Genomic DNA, 17,926 nt, shown 5'->3' with positions numbered 1-17,926 from the left:
GTAACGTAAACGCTCCTTGCTACACGCAAACCCAAGAAGGGCCGCACACCGCGGTATTAAATAAATGAAGCGTACCTACCAACCGTCCAAGCTTGTCCGCAAGCGTCGCCACGGCTTCCGTTCGCGTATGGCTACCAAGGGTGGCCAGAAGGTCCTCGCAGCCCGCCGGGCTCGTGGCCGCAAGCGTCTTTCGGCTTAAGCCGAAACTGCCCGAAACCAGTGTCCGGGCACATGACGTCAGATAAAGACAAAACGACTGTCGGGCGGCTGAAAAGCCGTCCGCAGTTTTTGGCCGTTCGGGCTGGAGAAAGCCGTAGAGGCCCGCTGTTTCTCCTCGAAGTGCTCGACCGCAACGATCCGGAAGGTGAGGCCCGCGTCGGCTTCACCGTTACCAAGAAACACGGCAATGCCGTCGAGCGAAACCGGATGCGCCGGCGCCTGAAAGAGGCGGTGCGGCTTTCCGCCGGGTTTGCAATGAAACCCGGACACGACTATGTGATTGTCGCCCGACGCGATCTCCTGAACGCCCCCTTCGACGCCTTGACCCGGGGGCTTCGCGAGCGCATCGAAAACAAGCCGAAACAGAAGCGGCCGCCGGCCGGTTCCAGGAAACCATGATGGAAAAAAACCGCAACTATTTCGTGGCGATCGGCCTGTCCGTGCTGATCCTCATTGCCTGGCAGTTCCTTTACGTCAATCCGAAGATGGAAAAGGAACGCATCGCTGCGGAAGCCCTGCGAGCGCAACAGGCGCAGTCGCAGTCGCAGCAGCAGTCGGCGACCCCGACGCAGCAGCCTTCAGGCCAGGCTCTCCCGGGCAGCGGTGCAATTCCCGGCGCTGGTGAGAACCGCGACCAGGCCATTGCCAAATCGGCGCGCGTTGCGATCGACACACCGGCCCTTTCCGGCTCCATCAACCTGACCGGTGCCCGTTTCGACGACCTCAAGCTCAAGGAATACCGTGAGACGGTCGATCCGAAGAGCCCGGTCATCACGCTCTTCAGCCCCGCCGAGACGACCGACGGCTACTTTGCCGAACTCGGTTATGTCGGCAGTGATGCGACCGGCAGCGTGCCGGGCCCGCAGACCGTCTGGACGCTTTCCGGCGGCGAAAAGCTGACCGCTGCGAACCCGGTGACGCTGACCTTCACCAACGAGAAGGGCGTCACCTTCACCCGCACGATCTCGGTCGACGACCACTACATGTTCCAGGTGGTCGACAGCATCAAGAACGGCACGGCCGAGTCGCTCGCGCTGTCATCCTATGGCCGCGTGACGCGCTTCAACAAGCCGACGACGCCGAGCGTCTACGTGCTGCATGAAGGCTTCATCGGTGTCCTCGGCGAACACGGCCTGCAGGAACTGAAGTACGGCAAGATCGAGGACCAGAAGTCCGTCGAACCGGGCAAGGCGACCGGCGGCTGGCTCGGCATCACCGACAAGTACTGGGCGGCAGCGATCGTGCCGCCGCAGGCGACCCCTTACGACACCCGCTTCACGCACTTCACCGACGGCCGCGCCCGCTACCAGAGCGACTACAAGAGCGACGCCGTCACCGTGGCTCCCGGCCAGACGTCCGAGGTCAAGAACCTCGTCTTCGCGGGTGCCAAGGAAGTTCCCGTCGTCGACAATTACGAAGTGGCCTACTCGATCCCCAATTTCGACAAGCTGATCGACTGGGGCTGGTTCTACTTCATCACCAAGCCGATGTTCAAAATGATGGATTTCTTCTTCCGTCTGTTCGGCAACTTCGGCATCGCGATCCTGATCACCACGATCGTCGTCAAGGGTCTCTTCTTCCCGCTCGCCAACAAGCAATACGCATCGATGGCGAACATGAAGAAGGTTCAGCCGAAGATGGAAGAACTGAAGAAGAAGTTCGGCGACGACCGCATGGGCCTGCAGCAGGCGATGATGCAGCTCTACAAGGAAGAGAAGATCAATCCGCTGGCGGGCTGCTGGCCGATCCTCATCCAGATCCCGGTGTTCTTCGCGCTCTACAAGGTGATCTACATCACCATCGAGATGCGCCATGCGCCGTTCTTCGGCTGGATCCACGACCTCTCGGCGCCGGATCCGACGACGATCGTCAATCTCTTCGGCCTGCTGCCCTTCGACGGTCCAACCTTCCTGCATCTCGGCGTCTGGCCGATCATCATGGGCATCACCATGTTCGTGCAGATGCGCATGAACCCGACGCCTCCGGACCCGACCCAGGCAATGCTGTTCACCTGGATGCCCGTGGTCTTCACTTTCATGCTGGCATCCTTCCCGGCCGGCCTGGTGATCTACTGGGCCTGGAACAACACCCTTTCGGTGCTCCAGCAGTCGATCATCATGAAGCGCCAGGGCGTGAAGATCGAGCTCCTGGACAACCTGAAGAGCCTGTTCGCGAAGAAACCCAAGCCGGCGGAATGACGCCGGCCGGCACGACAATCCCAGAGCCCCGGACCCAAGGTCCGGGGCTCTTTCGTTTTGACGCCATCGCGCGACACGTTATGGCGTTGACGCGGGCGCGCAGGGCAGGCATCAGGCGCTATCGAAATCACTGCGCCTCGCTCCAGGACAATTTGCCATGACCGACCCGTCGGCCACCTCCGTTCCGTTCGCCGCCAGCGAGAAGCTTGGCGCCGTGCTCGTCTTCGGCTCCGCTTTCTTCTGGAGCTTCGGAGGGGCGATCGCCCGGTTCCTGGAGATCCCCGATAGCTGGACGATCGTCTTCTGGCGTTGCCTCTTTGCCGGCCTCTTCCTGCTCGCCTTCATGCTGGTGCGCGACGGACCGCGAGGCACGCTTGCGCTTTTCAAGGGCATGGGCTGGCCGGGGATTGCTGTCGGGCTCTGCTTCACCATTGCCTCGACCTCCTTCATCATCGCCATTTCCTATACGACCATCGCCAATGTGGTGCTGCTCGGCGCCGGCGTGCCGCTGTTTGCGGCGCTAATGAGCTGGGTGCTGTTTCGCGAACGGGTCTCGCGTTTCACCTGGGGCGCGATTACCGCCGTCATCGTCGGCGTCGCGATCATGGTGTCGGAGAGCCTGACGGGCAGCGTGTCGCCGATCGGCGATGCACTGGCGCTGCTGATCCCCGTGGTCTTCGCGCTGGCAACCGTCATCACGCGCCGCTATCCACACGTGCGGATGACGCCGGCCACCTGCTTCGGCTGCTTCGCCGCCAGCGCCATTGCGGCAAGCCAGTCATCCGGGCTTGCAGTGACCTCGAGCGAACTCGCTCTCCTCTTCGTCTTCGGCGCCTTCAACCTCGGGCTTGGCATGGCGCTCTTCGTCACCGGGGCCCGGCTGGTGCCTTCGGCGCTCGCCGCCCTCCTCGGCACCGCCGAGACCGTGCTCGGCCCGGTCTGGGTTGCGATCATTCACGGCGAAGTGCCGAGCGGCCGGACGATCATCGGCGGCACCTTCATCTTCCTGGCGCTGCTCGCCTATCTCTTCAACGAGTTCCGGCGGACGCAAACCATCCCCACACGGCCGGTCCGCACGCCGACGCCTTGACATCCACGGCCAAAACCGGGAAGCCATGAGCTTTCTCGATGAAGGACCGACCGCCGATGGCCGAAACCAGAACCAAAGACGACAAGCCGCTGTTCGGCCGGCCGTGGATTTTCATTCGCGGCGTGCCCGCCATGAAATTCCTGCCGCCGGAAGGTCCGGTGGAAATCGCCTTTGCCGGTCGCTCGAACGTCGGCAAGTCGTCGCTGATCAATGCCCTGGTCGGCCACAAGGGACTGGCGAGAACTTCGAATACGCCGGGCCGCACGCAAGAGCTCAACTACTTCGTGCCGGACGGATTTTCGGGCGAGGCCGACGATCTGCCGCCAATGGCGCTCGTCGACATGCCCGGCTACGGCTATGCCCAGGCGCCGAAGGAACAGGTCGACGCCTGGACGAAGCTGGTGTTCGACTATCTGCGCGGCCGCTCGACGCTGAAGCGCGTCTATGTGCTGATCGATGCCCGCCACGGCATCAAGAAGAACGACGAGGAGGTCCTCGGCCTGCTCGACAAGGCGGCCGTCTCCTACCAGATCGTGCTCACCAAGACCGACAAGATCAAGGCCGCCGGCGTGCCGCGGCTGATCGCCGAAACGCTCGACAAGATCAAGAAGCGCCCCGCCGCCTTCCCCGAGGTACTTTCAACCTCTTCTGAGAAGGGCCAGGGCATCGACGAGCTGCGCGCCGCGATCGGCACGGCGATCGCTCGCTAAGGTGATCCCATAAACGTTCGAAGCGCACCGTGACGTGCGCGCTGCGCAGAGGTCAATCAACTCAAAGTCTTTGATCTCTGTCACTACCCCGACATGCAATACGCTCTATCTCTGCGTTGCGTCCGGATCGGTGGCGCGGCCAGAGATAGGAGAGACACATGTCCGAATTGATTGTTGTCGGATTCGATTCCCCTGAGGAAGCCGACAGGGTTCTGGTCCGGCTCGCCGGGCTGAAGAAGGAATACCTGATCGACCTCGAAGACGCGGTCGTCGTCGTGCGCGACACGGAAGGCAAGGTTCATCTCAAGCAGAGCCTGAACCTGACAGCAGTCGGCGCAACGTCCGGACTGCTTTCCGGTTCGATCTGGGGCGGGCTCGTCGGTCTTCTGTTCCTCAATCCGCTGGCGGGCTTTGCGATCGGCGGCGCGCTCGGCGCCGGCGCCGGCGCCCTTTCCGGATCGCTGACAGACTACGGCATCGACGACGAGTTCATCAAATCGCTCGGCAACACCATCCCAAACAATTCCTCGGCACTGTTCATCCTCGTGCGCAAGGTCCAGCCCGAGAAGGTGCTCGCCGAATTCCCGGACCTGCGCGGCCGTGTCCTGAAGACGTCGCTTTCGCCGGAACAGGAGCAGAAGCTGCAGGCTGCGCTTTCCGGCGCGGCCGCGTCCTCGCCGCCGGCCGGGTCGTTCTGAACGTCCGACGCTACGCTCCACCAGCAGGAGTGCTTAGCTGGATTTGACCGCCGGTACGAAGGCAAGCGCCAGGCCGTTGATGCAATGGCGCTTGCCGGTCGGCGGCGGGCCGTCATCGAATATATGGCCAAGGTGCCCGCCGCAGCGGCGGCAATGGCACTCCGTGCGGGTCATGAACAGGGATGTGTCCGTTCGCGTTGCCACGGCAGCGGGCAGTGATTGCCAGAAGCTTGGCCAACCGGTGCCGCTGTCATACTTCGCCTCGGAAGAATAAAGTGGAAGCGCACAGCCGGCACATTGGAAGATGCCCTTGCGCTTCTCGTGGTTGAGCGCGCTGGTGAAGGGGCGCTCCGTATCCTCTTGCCGCAGGATCCGGTACTGGTCGTCCGTCAGGATCGCCCGCCATTCGTCATCGGTCTTGGCGATCTCGAAGGCCTGCGCCGCACCCGCCGAGGCAAAGGGCGCGAAGCCACGGCTCGCCGCCGCCGCGGTAAGCACGGTACCTGCCATCAAGAGCACGCGCCGACTGATCATGGAACCTCCCTTCGGTCCCCCTGCTCGCGGTCAGAACTTTCGCGCCTTGCCGACAGCGATAAACGGCCCCGTCGGCGATCCGGTCGGCGACCCTCCCGGGCTCTCGACGCTGACGGCGAAGACCGACCCGGCGGACATTCTTTCCTGATACAGGGACGGAACGGCGATCTCGCCCTCGCCCGTCTGCGGCAGAACGCCAAGCGAGATCGCAGGATTGTTGCCGTTGACAAGCCAGAGTTCGAGGGATTTCTGCTCAGGCTGCATCGCGGCAATCGGCGTCAATTTCAGATGCCCCGTGACCCGGTCGAAGCGGGCGACGAGGTCGATGGCATTGCCCTTGCCTGACAATTCGGCCACCAGCGACGCTTTGGTCGTCGGCGCCTCGAAGAGGCCGGCCATGGAAGCAGCCATCATCGCGAGCGCCGCAAGCGAAGCCAGCGCGAGGTTGCGCCACAGCGCCAGCGAACTCCAGAGTCCCCGGTGCTGCCCCGCCAGTGCTGGTCTCGACTGTTCGAGAAACCGCCGCTCGCTGGCCGAAAGCATTCTGGGAGGCGGCGCAAGCGCTTCGTAGGCTTCGTCGAAGGAAGAAAGATTGCTCTGCCACCGGTCGACCATGGCGGCAAAATTGCGATCGGAGGCAAGGCGGGCCTCGACCTTGCGACGATCGTCGGCAGACAGGACGCCGAGCACATATTCCCCCGCGATCACTTCGTCGCGGCGGAAATCCCGGCCCTCTGGGGTTGGTGCAGTCATCGCTCCCTACGCTCTCGTACCTTCATGAGGCTACGCCTCAACCAAGACCGCATCGTGTCCAGCGCGTTGTGAAACCTCCTCCACCTCCCGGTAAGCAGGACTTTCGCCGCACAGTGCTTGCAGTCCTTCAAGCTCCTCCCTGCAGGCGCCCATCCGCCTGCCCCGTGCGCTCGAAAACCGCCGATTTTTCCGGATCCGCAGCAGGATCAGCCAAATTGCGGACTTCGTCAATCGCGTTCCCTGCTGGTTTGCACCTGTCGACAAGGTAGGGCACGATGCGGCGCGTACCAGCCTTGTCATTCCGGTTTTATCTTGCCCGCCGATCATTCCATCGGTCCGGAACTTGCGCTAAACAGCAGCCGGTATATTTCGAGGGTCCGCCATGTCCGCCAATGAAAGTGAAATCCAGGCACGCCTGCTCACCCAGGCCCTGCCTTATATGCAGCGCTACGAAAACAAGACGATCGTCGTCAAATATGGCGGCCACGCCATGGGCAACACCGAACTCGGCCGCGCCTTTGCCAGCGACATCGCACTCTTGAAGCAGTCAGGCGTCAACCCGATCGTCGTGCACGGCGGCGGCCCGCAGATCGGCGCAATGCTGACGAAGATGGGTATCGAATCGAAGTTCGAAGGCGGTCTGCGCGTCACCGACGAGAAGACGGTCGAGATCGTCGAGATGGTGCTTGCCGGCTCGATCAACAAGGAGATCGTCGCGCTCATCAACCAGACGGGCGAATGGGCGATCGGCCTTTGCGGCAAGGATGGCAACATGGTCTTCGCCGAAAAGGCCCGCAAGACCATCAAGGACCCGGACTCCAACATCGAGCGCGTGCTCGATCTCGGCTTCGTCGGCGAAGTGGTCGAAGTCGACCGCACGCTGATCGACCTGCTCGCCCGCTCGGAAATGATCCCGGTCATCGCGCCGGTGGCACCGGGCCGCGACGGCCACACCTACAACATCAATGCCGACACCTTCGCGGGCGCCATCGCCGGTGCGCTGAACGCCACGCGCCTTCTGTTCCTGACGGACGTTCCGGGCGTTCTCGACAAGCAGGGCAACCTGATCAAGGAGCTCTCGGTTTCCCAGGCGCACGCGCTGATCGCCGACGGCACGATCTCCGGCGGCATGATCCCGAAGGTCGAGACCTGCATCGACGCGATCAAGGCGGGCGTCCAGGGCGTCGTCATCCTCAACGGCAAGACGGCCCACTCGGTTCTGCTCGAAATCTTCACCGAACGCGGCGCCGGCACGCTGATCGTTCCCTGAGCCGCTTAAACGACCTGGTAGCAGACAAAGAAGCGGGAGAGGCTCGATGCCTTCTCCCGCTTTCCTTTTGAAGGGCGATATCCGATCAGCCCTTGTAGACCTCCGTCGCCGCTGCCTTCAGCTTTTCCATCATCGCCCGGTAGGGGCCGGGGCCATAGCTGATGCGCGCGACGCCGGCGCGGGCGAGCGCCTTCAGATCGGGGGCGGCCGGCCGCATCATGATGTTGACCGGCAGGCTGGAGGCGGCGCAGACCTTGGCGATCAACGCTTCATCGACCAGCCACGGCACGAAGAAGCCGTTGGCGCCGGCCTCGGCATAGGCCTTGCCGCGCACGATCGCCTCGTCGACGAGGCCGGCATGCCGCGTCTCGTCGCCTTCCTGCAGGAACAGGTCAGTGCGGGCATTGATGAACAGCGGGATGCCCCGCCAGTCAGCCATCTCGCGGATGGCGCGGATGCGCGCCGTCTGCTTTTCGATCGGATGCACGCCGCCCTTGCCGACGATCTGATCCTCGAAGTTGATGCCGATGGCACCCACATCGAGGATGCGGGAAACGTTGGCCGCACCGGTCGCCGGATCGTCGGAATAGGCACCCTCGAAGTCGACCGTGACGGGCAGTTCCGTGGAGGCGACGATCAGCCGGGCCACGTCGGCGAGCCACGCCATCGGCACCTTCTCGCCATCGCCGAACCCATGGGCCGCCGCCACCGACCAACTCCCGGTCGCAAGCGCCTTGGCGCCGGCTTCGGCCACGGCCTTGGCGCTGCCGGCGTCCCAGATGTTGTAGAGCACCACCGGATCGCCCTTCCGGTGCAAGGCAGCAAAGGCGACCGCCTTTTCCTTCTGGTTCATCGTATTTCCTCCACGAATCCCATGAGCGCGTATTCCCGGAACGGTGACAGCCGCCTTCCGCCCGGAATTGCGCCGTTTCACTGAATGAGAGTCTTGCCTTCGTGCCGGAGCAGCCATTGCTTCCGCCAGAGCCCGCCGCCATACCCCGTCAGTGAACCGTCCGAACCGATGCAGCGGTGGCAGGGGATGACAATGGCGATCCGGTTGGAACCGTTGGCCTTGGCCACGGCACGAACGGCCCGGATCGTATCGACCTCGCGAGCAATGTCACCATAGGATCGCGTTTCACCGGCGGGAATTTTTGCGAGCTGCGCCCAAACGTTGCGCTCGAAGGTGGTGCCGCCGGGCGCAAGCGGCGTTTCGAAAGCACATGCCTGGCCAGAGAAATAGGCTTTCAATTCGCTTTCGATCTGGTCGATCGGCGCTGTCCTGCCAGGCACGATGGCCGAACGTGTGCCTTTTTTCAGTTTCTCCAGTTCCGTTGGCAGCGCCTTGCGATCGTGAAACTCGAGCAAATGCAGATGCGTGGCATCGGCGACGGCTACCATGGGCCCAAGCGGCGTTTCGATCCAGTCGGAGAAGAGCAAGGCTCTTCCCTGCGCCGCCGCCGGTGCGTCACCGAGCAGGTTCTGGAATGCGGCGCGAAAGCCGCTCGGCAATTCGTAACCGGCTTCAAGCTGGGCATCGATCACCCTTCCGCCGTCTGCGAGCTGGCGGGCGGCGAGCCCCAGGCGGCGATGGCGCGCGAGGTCGAGGAAGGTGATGCCGAGATTGCGCTTGAAAGCGCGCCGGACGGTCGACGGATCAAGTCCGCGGCGAACGAGATCATCCTCGCTCCAGCGGCGCTCCGGTGCCGCCTCCAGCGCCTGCAGCAGGTCCTCGACGAGCGGATCCTTGGCGCCGTAGGTGGCGAGCGGCCGGCAACGCTGGCACGGACGGAAGCCTGTCTCCAGACAGGTCCCGATGGAGCCCACGAAGATCGTGTTCTCACGCTTCGGCTTGCGGGCGGGGCAGGACAGGCGGCAGAAGACGCCTGTCGTCTTGACGCAAACGAAGGCGGCGCCTTCGTATTCGGTGCTTCGCGCAATCAGGGCGTCGTAAAGCGTTTCGTCGGAGGGAAGATCGAACAACATGCCGCCGTTCTACCATGCCTGCATCCACGGGGGCGCCGGTTTTCGGGCGCCTATTTTCAGATCAGCACCAGCATCACGACGCCGAGCACGATCAACAGGCAGCCGAAAAGTTCGAGCCGGTTAATCCACTCGCGGAAGATGAAGAAGGACGAGGCGAAGGTGAAGAGCATTTCCACCTGAGCCACGACCTTGACGACGGCCGCCTGCTGCAGCGTCATCGCCATGAACCAGCCGAAGGAGGCGGAGGCACCGACGAAGCCGACGACGACGGCCGGTTTCCAGCCGGCGGCGATGCGCGGCAGCTCGTCACGCTCGCGAAACACGATCCAGATCAGCATGAGCACGGTCTGCAGCAGGATGACGAAACCGAGCGTATAGCTCGCCTGCATAATATAGTCGGGCGCCGGCAGGCTCGGCGCGAGCGCCAGTGAGGCCGAACGATAGGAAACGGCCGAAAGGCCGAAGAACGTGCCCGAGAGCAGACCGATGCCTGCCGTACGGGAGAATACCGAGGTTACCAGCGTGCGCGGACTCAGGGTCGTGCGCGCCACCGAGATCAGCATCACGCCGACGACCGAGATGGCGATCGCCACCAGGGTCCCCTGGCTTGCCCTTTCCCCGAGGAAGATGAGGCCAAACAACGCCGCCTGCGCCGGCTCCGTACGGGAATAGGCGGTGCCGACGGCGAAGTTGCGGAAGGAGAAGAGGTGGACGAGCAGGAAGGTCGCAGCGATCTGCGCCAGCCCGCCGATGACGGCCCAGAGGAAGAAGGTGCCGTTCGGTACCGGCAGCTGGCGACCCGCCACCTGCCAGAGCAGAAACAGATAGAGGAAGGCGAAAGGCAGGCCGAAGCCAAAGCGAACGAAGGTCGCGCCCGTCGTCCCCATGACGCCTTTCAGATGTTTCTGCATTGCGGAGCGGACATTCTGAAGGAATGCCGCGGCGACGGTGATGAGGACCCAGGTTTCCATGGCTGCGAGCGAGAGCAATTCAGGAAGAGCGTGAAACGGTCGTTCGCCTGAAATTGCGCAATTTCAGAGCGTTGGATCACTTCACTGTTGCAAGGAAGATCGGGCCATCTAACACGCGGGTCCGGCCATTGCCAAGAACTCAGTCCGCCTTCTCGGCGGCCTCCACGGGAAGATTGACCTGTTTGAAGGTGAGCGGCGGCGCTTCTTCTTCAAACGTCTTCACCCGCTGATCGTAGTGCGGCGAGATCGTTCCCAACACACGGTCCCAGAACGAGAAATAGTTGCCGTAGTTGTAGCGGAACGCGGAATGGTGCTGATCGTGGAACGTCGTGCACAACAGCGGCGAAGGGTAACGCGCCGTCGATGCTGCGAAATATTCGAAGCCGCAATGCCCGAACATGCCGTTGAAATGTTCGAACAGCCGGTGCCCGACGAGGATCACGGGCGGAAACGGGACGATGAAGACGACGGCGGCCGAATAGCTCTGCAAGAGGAAGTTGTCGAAGACATCCTCCGAATAGGTGCTCCAGATCGTTGGCGCGACGCTTTTGTGGTGCAGGGCATGCAACGGATAGAGCCACTTGGTGTGCAGCAACCGGTGCATGAAATAGAACCAGGTGTCGTAGAGGAACATGCACAACACGAAGAGCGGTACTGCTGCCCACCAATTGAAGGCCCAGAGCGCCGGTGCCCAACCCTTCTGCTGGACGTAGAGGCCGATCGTCAGCGGCAGGCAGGCGCTGAACATCGACGCCAGGCTCTGGCGAATTTCGGCGTTGCGCCGCTTGTCGGAGCCGCGCCCCTTCTGGATCTTTCGCTCGGGATTGCGTTCGTTGAACCAGGTCAGGCCGTAGCCCAGGGCAAAGTAGGTGACGACGGTGAACGTATAGAACCCGAACAGGAAAAGCAGATAGAACAGTTCGTCAGACATTGGCACCTGCATCCCCGAGCCAAAACCGTGTGCCGGAAGATGACACGCCGTTTTGACAATTCAAAGTGGAATTCCATGCACTGGCATTGCGGCCCGAGCAGCGATTTGCATTTTTCTCGTTTGCCGCCACCTTTCCCCATGCCATAAGGCGGTCATGAAAAAGCTCGACCGCCTGCCGAACCATTCCGACTTCGCCCATGTCACCGACTGGGTGTTCGATCTCGACAACACGCTCTATCCGCACCACGTCAATCTGTTCGCGCAGATCGACCGCAACATGACGGCCTATGTGGCGAAGCTGTTGTCGCTGGACCCGGCCGATGCGAAGAAGCTGCAGAAAGACTACTACCGCGACCACGGCACGACGCTCAAGGGCCTGATGGTCAACCATGGCGTCGACCCGAACGAGTTCCTCGAGCAGGCCCACGCGATCGACTACTCGATCGTTCCGCCGGATCCGGCGCTTGGTGAAGCCATCAGGTCGCTTCCGGGCCGCAAGTTCATATTCACCAACGGCAGTGTCGCCCATGCGGAGATGACGGCCCGGGCGCTCGGGATCCTCGATCATTTCGACGACATCTTCGACATCGTCGCCGCCGACTTCGTGCCGAAGCCGGCCGGTGAAACCTATGACAAGTTCATGAGCCTGCACCGGGTCGATACCCGGAATGCCGTGATGTTCGAGGACCTGCCGCGCAACCTCCTGGTGCCGAAGGCGCTCGGGATGACGACGGTGCTGCTGGTGCCGCGCAATCTCGAATACACCTTTGCCGAATCCTGGGAAAAGTCGAACGACACGGACGAGCAGATCGACTACGTGACGGAAGATCTGACCAGCTTCCTGCGCCGTCTGGTCACCGATCTCTAGATCGGGATTGGAGTGCGAAGCGGGCGGAAGCCCGCAAACAGATTCCCCCGCTTCGACACAATTCGGCCGCCGAAAAACCCCTTTTCGGCCAATGACTTATTACAAAAGTTTAACTGGTGCAGCGCGCGCTGCCGTCTATCCTTTCGATCAGGGCAACCCGATCGAAAGGAAGCATGATGTCGAAGAAGACCCTGATCCTCGGTGTGACCGCGCTGGCCGTCGCCATCACCGGAATGGCCGCCCCCTCCTTTGCAGCGCGCGAAAAGCTGACGCCGGAACAGCGGGCCGAGCGCATGATCCAGCGGCTCGACGCCAACAAGGACCAGAAGGTTTCGCTTGCCGAGTTCCAGGCGCGTGTCGCCACCAACTTCAAAACCTTCGACGCCAACGGTGATGGCCAGATCAGCGCCGACGAGATGAAGGCGAAGCGCGAAGCCTTCCGCGAGGCGCGCAAGGCCTGGCGCGAAGCCAAGGACAAGGGCGGCACGGAGCGCGAAACAGCCCTTGCCAAAAAGGAAGTCCACCCCGCCATGCTGCCGGGTCTGCGACCGAAAGCTTTCAAGCGTGTCGACACCGACGGCAACGGCTCCCTCAGCACCAGCGAAGTTTCGAACGCCGCCGAGGCCATGTTCAAGCGCCGTGACAAGAACGGCGACGGTGTCATCGACGCCGCCGACTTCACCAGGAAGATCTGAACCGGATGACGATGCCCTCTCCCGCCCGGCAGAGCGTGTCGTCTGCGTGGCGCCTCCCCCTCGCATCGGACGCGATCGCCAGGGGGAGGCGTGAACTCCCGATCCTCCCAAACGACAATGCCGTGCGCCAGCTAGGGCGCACGGCATTGTCGTTTCATCTGACGGCCCAATCGGACAGCTATCCCCGGAACGCCGTGCGTTCGGATGAACGCACCAGCGTCGCCCAGCGCTCTGCTTCCAGAGCACCTTTTCGCCTCCGGTGATTCCGCCTGGACACAGAGGCTCTAGCGTCGTCCGCTCGCCATCGGCACCGACTTCGGATCGACGGTTTCATAAAAGCGGGAAATGATCTCCCAGGCCTCTTCCGCCGTTTCGACGAAATGCACCAGATCGATGTCATTGGGCGCGATCGTGCCGAACTCGGCAAGCGCCTCGAAATTGATGATCGAACGCCAGAACTTTTCGCCGAAGAGAATGAGCGGCACCAGCGCGAGGCGCCCGGTCTGCATCAGCGTCATCGTTTCAAAGAGTTCATCGAGCGTACCGAAACCACCGGGGAAGACGGTGACGGCCTTGGCGCGCAAGAGGAAATGCATCTTGCGGATGGCGAAGTAGTGGAAGTTGAACGACAGTTCCGGCGTCACGAAGCGGTTCGGCGCCTGCTCGTGCGGCAGTACGATGTTGAGGCCGATCGACGGTGCACCGACATCATCGGCGCCGCGGTTGCCCGCCTCCATCACGCCCGGTCCACCGCCTGTGACGACCACATATTCCTTGTAGTGCAGCTTGGCCGAATGCTCGGAGCAAATCCGTGCGAACTTGCGCGCTTCCTCGTAATAGACCGAGGCGGCTTCAAGGTTCTTGCGCTGCGTCTCGTTCTTTGCCGCCCAGGCGTCGCCGCCGGGCTCGGGAATGCGGGCGCCGCCGAACATCACAACCGTCGAGTTGATGCCGCGTTCTTCCAGCATCATTTCGGTCTTCAGCAATTCGAGTTGCAGCCGAACCGGGCGCAATTCCTCGCGGCAAAGGAAATCGTCGTCGATGTAGGCGAGACGATAGGAGGGCGAGGCCGACTGCGGCGTGACCGGAACCGTCAGCACTCGCTGCCGGCTCTGCGAGCTGTCGGCCAGAGGATCCCAAACCCCGTCCTTGCGGCGCAGGGCGCGCTTCTTCATGCGTGCCATCGTGTCGTCTTTCCCGTCGCGTTCCGGACAATCGGCATCTCGTCCAGACGCGTCCTATCCTCATTTCTCGATCATGAAGGCCGTATGCGCATTTCCTGGATCGGATCCGGAAATGGCGCAGCAGACCAAGGCGCTGCCGCGGCCCTTGCGCATCTCGCACAGGCGCGCGGCGCTGTAGTGCCGGAGTCGCCCGACTTTGCCAAGCCCTCGCGGCCCAAGGGACCTGAAAAGCCCTTCAACTTTTCAGGATCACGCGCCGAAGGGCCGCGCGTTCTTCCGCTCACGCCAAGGTCGCGCGACGCCTACTGCATGTTTCCTTTAATCGTAGCCGATAAAAGGACAAAAACATGCAGCAATTCAAAGTGCTACAGCGACCTTTGCGCGTGTGATAAGACGCGCGGCGCTGTAGACCTGCTGCATTATTTTGTCCTCAAATCGATTCCGATTTAAGGAATTATGCAGTAGAGCTTTCGCAGGATAACCGCCGAACTTTAAGGAATTCCGATGACCAACCACGACCTCGCCTCCCTGTCGCAGACGATCGAGACCGCCTTTGAAGACCGCGATTCCGTGAACACCGCTACGCGCGGCCCGGTGCGCGATGCCGTCGAGACAGCGCTCAACCTGCTCGACAGCGGCAAGGCCCGTGTCGCCCAGCGCGGCGAGGATGGCGTGTGGACGGTCAATCAATGGCTGAAGAAAGCGGTGCTCCTGTCCTTCCGCCTCAACCCGATGGAGATCGTCAAGGGTGGCCCGGGCCAGTCCGTCTGGTGGGACAAGGTACCGTCGAAGTTCGATGGCTGGAGCGTCAACGAATTCGAGAAGGCCGGCTTCCGCGCCGTTCCGAATTGCGTCGTGCGCCGCTCGGCCTATATCGCCCCCAACGCGATCCTGATGCCCTCCTTCGTCAACCTCGGCGCCTATGTCGGTGAAGGCACGATGGTCGATACCTGGGCGACCGTCGGCTCCTGCGCCCAGATCGGCAAGAACGTGCACCTTTCGGGCGGCGTCGGCATTGGCGGCGTACTGGAGCCGATGCAGGCCGGTCCGACGATCATCGAGGACAATTGCTTCATCGGCGCCCGCTCGGAAGTCGTCGAAGGCTGCATCGTGCGTGAGGGCTCGGTTCTCGGCATGGGTGTCTTCATCGGCAAGTCGACCAAGATCGTCGACCGCGCCACCGGCGAAGTGACCTACGGCGAGGTTCCCCCCTACTCCGTCGTTGTCGCCGGCTCGATGCCGTCGGGCTCGACCATGGCCAACGGCCAGCCGGCGCCCAACCTCTATTGCGCTGTCATCGTCAAGCGCGTCGACGAGAAGACCCGCTCGAAGACCGGCATCAACGAACTGCTTCGAGACTGATGCGATGACACCGGAGGGGCCACAGCCGAGCATGATCTGGCTGTTCTTCAGCCCCTCCGGTCGCATCGGCCGCCTGCCATTCTTTCTATCGTGGCTGTTCTGGTTCCTGATCGGCGGTTTCGTCGTCGCCAGGATGCTCGCCAACGAAGAACACGAGACGGCGCTGGCCCTCTGGACGCTGGCGTTCGTCGTCTCGGCTCTCATTTCGCTGCCGTCGATCGCCATGCTGGCGATCAAGCGCCTGCACGATATCGGCTACCCTGGCCCGCTGTCGCTCTGTCTGTTCATTCCCGTCCTGAGCCCCGTGGTTTTCATTGCGCTTTGCCTGTGGCCGGGAGAACCGGGACCGAACGAGTTCGGCGCCCATAGCGACGAACCCGGCCCCTGACGTTCGCCCCTGTACAAGAACCGCGCGACCGCGTATGTAGCGCGCCATGACAGGCCCGCGACGTGTTGGCCGCGGCAATTGGCGCCTGTGACGATCCTCTCGTCCAGGGCATGACGACCGAAATCCGAAAGACAAGATATGATTGAGTTCGAAGGGATCGCGCCTGCGATCGCCGAGGCGTTGGCAAAACGCGGTTACAACGAATTGACGCCCGTTCAAAAGGCGATGCGCGATCCGGAACTCGCCGACAGGGACGCACTCGTCTCGGCGCAGACCGGCTCCGGCAAGACGGTCGCCTTCGGCCTGGCGCTGGCGCCGACCTTGCTCGGCGACGAGCGCCGCTTCGGCCCGGCCGCCGCTCCGCTGGCGCTGGCGATCGCGCCGACGCGCGAACTGGCGCTGCAGGTCAAGCGCGAGCTCGAATGGCTCTACGGTGAGACCGGCGCGACCATCGCTTCCTGCGTCGGCGGCATGGACATGCGCACGGAGAAGCGAGCGCTGGAGCGCGGCGCGCACATCGTCGTCGGCACGCCCGGACGTCTCTGCGACCATATCCGCCGCAACTCGCTCGACATTTCGTCGCTCCGCGCCATCGTGCTCGACGAGGCCGACGAGATGCTCGACCTCGGCTTCCGCGAGGACCTCGAATTCATCCTCGAGGAATCCCCCGACGATCGTCGCACGCTGATGTTCTCGGCAACCGTGCCGAAATCGATCGCCACCCTTGCCAAGAACTACCAGCGCGATGCCGTACGCATCAGCACCGCTTCCGAACAGAAGCAGCATGTCGATATCGAATATCGCGCGCTGACGGTGGCGCCGAACGACCGCGAAAATGCGATCATCAACGTGCTGCGCTACTACGAGGCCAGAAACGCGATCGTCTTCTGTTCGACGCGCGCCGCGGTCAACCATCTGACGGCCCGCTTCAACAATCGCGGTTTCTCGGTCGTGGCGCTTTCGGGCGAACTCAGCCAGAACGAGCGTACCCATGCATTGCAGGCCATGCGCGACGGCCGCGCCCGCGTCTGCATCGCCACCGACGTCGCCGCCCGCGGCATCGACCTGCCGGGCCTGGAACTGGTCGTTCACGCGGATCTCCCGACCAACTCCGAGACGCTGCTTCACCGCAGCGGCCGCACCGGACGCGCCGGCCAGAAGGGCGTCAGCGCACTGATCGTGCCGGTCAACCAGCGCCGCAAGGCCGAGCGGCTGCTCGACGGCGGCCGGATCACCGCGACCTGGGCGCGGCCACCGTCGGCCGACGAAGTCAGCCAGCGTGACGACGAGCGCCTGCTGGCCGATACGAGCTTTGCCGAGCCGATCCGCGAAGACGAAGAGGCGATCGTGGCAGCTTTGCTCGAGCGGCACGGCGCCGAACAGATGGCCGCCGCCTTCGTGCGCCAGTTCCGCTCGGGGCGTTCGGCTCCGGAGGATCTGGTCGAGGTCGCCGTTGGCGACAATCGCGCTAAGACGCGCCGCGACGAGCGGTCGGGTCCGCGTGAGGATTTCGGCGCCGAGCGCGCCGACTTCAGCGACGGTAGCTGGTTCTCGCTGTCGGTCGGCCGCAAGCAGAGTGCCGAGCCGCGCTGGCTGATCCCGATGCTCTGCCGCCACGGCAAGCTGACCAAGCGCGACATCGGCGCCATCCGCATGCAGCAGGAAGAGACCTTCGTCGAGATGACGGCCGAGGGCGCCGAGCGCTTCCTGTCGGCGATCGGCAAGGACAAGACGCTGGAAAAGGGCATCCGCGTGAAGCCGCTGGCGGGTGCGCCCGATCTTTCGCAGCAGCGTCAGGAAAAACCGGCCTTCGCCAAGAAGCGCCCGCGCCCAGAGGACGGCCCGCGCGACGAGCGCAAGGACTTCAAGCCGAAGCGCAAGTTCGACAAGAAGCCCGCCTATTCCGACGGACCGGCTTACACCGAAGATCGGCCGCCGGCGAAGGCCGCCGACAAGCCCTGGGGCAACAAGAAGAAGGGCAAGCCGGATTCCGGCAAAGACGGCGGCTTTAAGCCCAAATCCAAGTCCAAGGGCAACGCCAAGAACCGCCAGGGCTAAGCCGGCACGGC

The 17,926-nt window shown here is 62.9% G+C and carries 20 protein-coding genes; 13 read left to right on the top strand and 7 right to left on the bottom strand.

What is annotated here, in order from left to right; genetic code table 11:
- The first annotated feature begins 64 nt into the window (after positions 1 to 64).
- The 6 genes from rpmH (at position 65) to AC1Z3V_RS19395 (ending at position 4,915) form a co-directional block, all read left to right on the top strand.
- Positions 65 to 199, top strand: coding sequence for a 50S ribosomal protein L34 (gene rpmH / locus AC1Z3V_RS19420; protein ID WP_077962533.1), 135 nt, complete (start codon positions 65 to 67; stop codon positions 197 to 199).
- 20 nt (positions 200 to 219) lie between these two features.
- Positions 220 to 618, top strand: coding sequence for a ribonuclease P protein component (gene rnpA / locus AC1Z3V_RS19415; RefSeq protein ID WP_173515399.1), 399 nt, complete (start codon positions 220 to 222; stop codon positions 616 to 618).
- Positions 618 to 2,417, top strand: coding sequence for a membrane protein insertase YidC (yidC, locus tag AC1Z3V_RS19410; RefSeq protein ID WP_483501174.1), 1,800 nt, complete (start codon positions 618 to 620; stop codon positions 2,415 to 2,417). The genes rnpA and yidC overlap by 1 nt, the downstream gene beginning before the upstream one ends.
- A gap of 157 nt (positions 2,418 to 2,574) precedes the next feature.
- On the top strand, positions 2,575 to 3,507 hold the full coding sequence (locus tag AC1Z3V_RS19405; protein ID WP_483501172.1) for a DMT family transporter: 933 nt from the start codon (positions 2,575 to 2,577) through the stop codon (positions 3,505 to 3,507).
- Between the two features lie 56 nt (positions 3,508 to 3,563).
- Positions 3,564 to 4,217, top strand: a complete 654-nt coding sequence (yihA, locus tag AC1Z3V_RS19400; protein WP_429811097.1) for a ribosome biogenesis GTP-binding protein YihA/YsxC — start codon at positions 3,564 to 3,566, stop codon at positions 4,215 to 4,217.
- A 158-nt stretch (positions 4,218 to 4,375) separates the two neighbouring features.
- The gene (locus AC1Z3V_RS19395) at positions 4,376 to 4,915 is read left to right on the top strand and encodes a DUF1269 domain-containing protein (RefSeq protein WP_429811095.1); all 540 of its coding nucleotides are present in this window, start codon (positions 4,376 to 4,378) and stop codon (positions 4,913 to 4,915) included.
- Positions 4,916 to 4,948: 33 nt separating this feature from the next.
- On the opposite strand, the gene msrB is transcribed toward AC1Z3V_RS19395, so the two are convergent.
- Together msrB and AC1Z3V_RS19385 are read right to left on the bottom strand one after the other, a co-directional pair.
- Positions 4,949 to 5,449: a peptide-methionine (R)-S-oxide reductase MsrB gene (gene msrB, locus AC1Z3V_RS19390; protein WP_483501169.1), complete on the bottom strand. Its 501-nt coding sequence runs from the start codon at positions 5,447 to 5,449 to the stop codon at positions 4,949 to 4,951.
- 30 nt (positions 5,450 to 5,479) lie between these two features.
- Positions 5,480 to 6,202 carry an anti-sigma factor gene (locus AC1Z3V_RS19385; RefSeq protein WP_483501167.1) on the bottom strand — a complete coding sequence of 241 codons (723 nt, stop codon included), beginning with the start codon at positions 6,200 to 6,202 and terminating at the stop codon, positions 5,480 to 5,482.
- Between the two features lie 382 nt (positions 6,203 to 6,584).
- Between AC1Z3V_RS19385 and argB the strand changes: the two genes are divergently transcribed.
- Complete coding sequence (argB, locus tag AC1Z3V_RS19380) at positions 6,585 to 7,472, top strand: acetylglutamate kinase (protein WP_429811089.1); 888 nt, start codon at positions 6,585 to 6,587, stop codon at positions 7,470 to 7,472.
- 85 nt (positions 7,473 to 7,557) lie between these two features.
- Here argB and AC1Z3V_RS19375 read toward each other — a convergent pair whose 3' ends face one another.
- The 4 genes from AC1Z3V_RS19375 to AC1Z3V_RS19360 all read right to left on the bottom strand — a co-directional run bounded on the left by AC1Z3V_RS19375 (position 7,558) and on the right by AC1Z3V_RS19360 (position 11,360).
- Complete coding sequence (locus AC1Z3V_RS19375) at positions 7,558 to 8,325, bottom strand: isocitrate lyase/PEP mutase family protein (RefSeq protein ID WP_429811087.1); 768 nt, start codon at positions 8,323 to 8,325, stop codon at positions 7,558 to 7,560.
- A 77-nt stretch (positions 8,326 to 8,402) separates the two neighbouring features.
- Complete coding sequence (locus AC1Z3V_RS19370) at positions 8,403 to 9,458, bottom strand: bifunctional transcriptional activator/DNA repair enzyme AdaA (RefSeq protein WP_483501165.1); 1,056 nt, start codon at positions 9,456 to 9,458, stop codon at positions 8,403 to 8,405.
- 56 nt (positions 9,459 to 9,514) lie between these two features.
- Entirely contained in the window at positions 9,515 to 10,429 is a 915-nt protein-coding gene (locus tag AC1Z3V_RS19365) for an EamA family transporter (RefSeq protein ID WP_483501163.1), read from the bottom strand.
- A gap of 139 nt (positions 10,430 to 10,568) precedes the next feature.
- Positions 10,569 to 11,360, bottom strand: coding sequence for a sterol desaturase family protein (locus AC1Z3V_RS19360; protein ID WP_483501161.1), 792 nt, complete (start codon positions 11,358 to 11,360; stop codon positions 10,569 to 10,571).
- A gap of 154 nt (positions 11,361 to 11,514) precedes the next feature.
- Here AC1Z3V_RS19360 and AC1Z3V_RS19355 point away from each other — a divergent pair, with 154 nt between their 5' ends.
- Both AC1Z3V_RS19355 and AC1Z3V_RS19350 read left to right on the top strand, forming a co-directional pair.
- Positions 11,515 to 12,228, top strand: a complete 714-nt coding sequence (locus AC1Z3V_RS19355; protein WP_429811079.1) for a pyrimidine 5'-nucleotidase — start codon at positions 11,515 to 11,517, stop codon at positions 12,226 to 12,228.
- A gap of 176 nt (positions 12,229 to 12,404) precedes the next feature.
- Entirely contained in the window at positions 12,405 to 12,923 is a 519-nt protein-coding gene (locus tag AC1Z3V_RS19350) for an EF-hand domain-containing protein (RefSeq protein WP_483501159.1), read from the top strand.
- Between the two features lie 284 nt (positions 12,924 to 13,207).
- On the opposite strand, the gene AC1Z3V_RS19345 is transcribed toward AC1Z3V_RS19350, so the two are convergent.
- Entirely contained in the window at positions 13,208 to 14,107 is a 900-nt protein-coding gene (locus AC1Z3V_RS19345) for an LOG family protein (RefSeq protein ID WP_483501158.1), read from the bottom strand.
- Positions 14,108 to 14,191: 84 nt separating this feature from the next.
- Here AC1Z3V_RS19345 and AC1Z3V_RS19340 point away from each other — a divergent pair, with 84 nt between their 5' ends.
- The 4 genes from AC1Z3V_RS19340 to AC1Z3V_RS19325 all read left to right on the top strand — a co-directional run bounded on the left by AC1Z3V_RS19340 (position 14,192) and on the right by AC1Z3V_RS19325 (position 17,915).
- Positions 14,192 to 14,557 (top strand): hypothetical protein, encoded by a 366-nt coding sequence (locus AC1Z3V_RS19340; protein WP_483501156.1) that lies wholly within the window; start codon positions 14,192 to 14,194, stop codon positions 14,555 to 14,557.
- Between the two features lie 54 nt (positions 14,558 to 14,611).
- Positions 14,612 to 15,469 (top strand): 2,3,4,5-tetrahydropyridine-2,6-dicarboxylate N-succinyltransferase, encoded by an 858-nt coding sequence (dapD, locus tag AC1Z3V_RS19335; protein WP_173515384.1) that lies wholly within the window; start codon positions 14,612 to 14,614, stop codon positions 15,467 to 15,469.
- Between the two features lie 4 nt (positions 15,470 to 15,473).
- Positions 15,474 to 15,857, top strand: a complete 384-nt coding sequence (locus tag AC1Z3V_RS19330; protein ID WP_483501154.1) for a DUF805 domain-containing protein — start codon at positions 15,474 to 15,476, stop codon at positions 15,855 to 15,857.
- A 138-nt stretch (positions 15,858 to 15,995) separates the two neighbouring features.
- Positions 15,996 to 17,915: a DEAD/DEAH box helicase gene (locus tag AC1Z3V_RS19325; protein ID WP_483501152.1), complete on the top strand. Its 1,920-nt coding sequence runs from the start codon at positions 15,996 to 15,998 to the stop codon at positions 17,913 to 17,915.
- Positions 17,916 to 17,926: the final 11 nt, after the last annotated feature.

It is taken from the genome of Ensifer sp. 38_S197 (assembly GCF_056924495.1).
The sequence above is the reverse complement of the archived record's forward strand: the minus strand, read 5'-3'. Positions and strand labels throughout refer to the sequence as shown.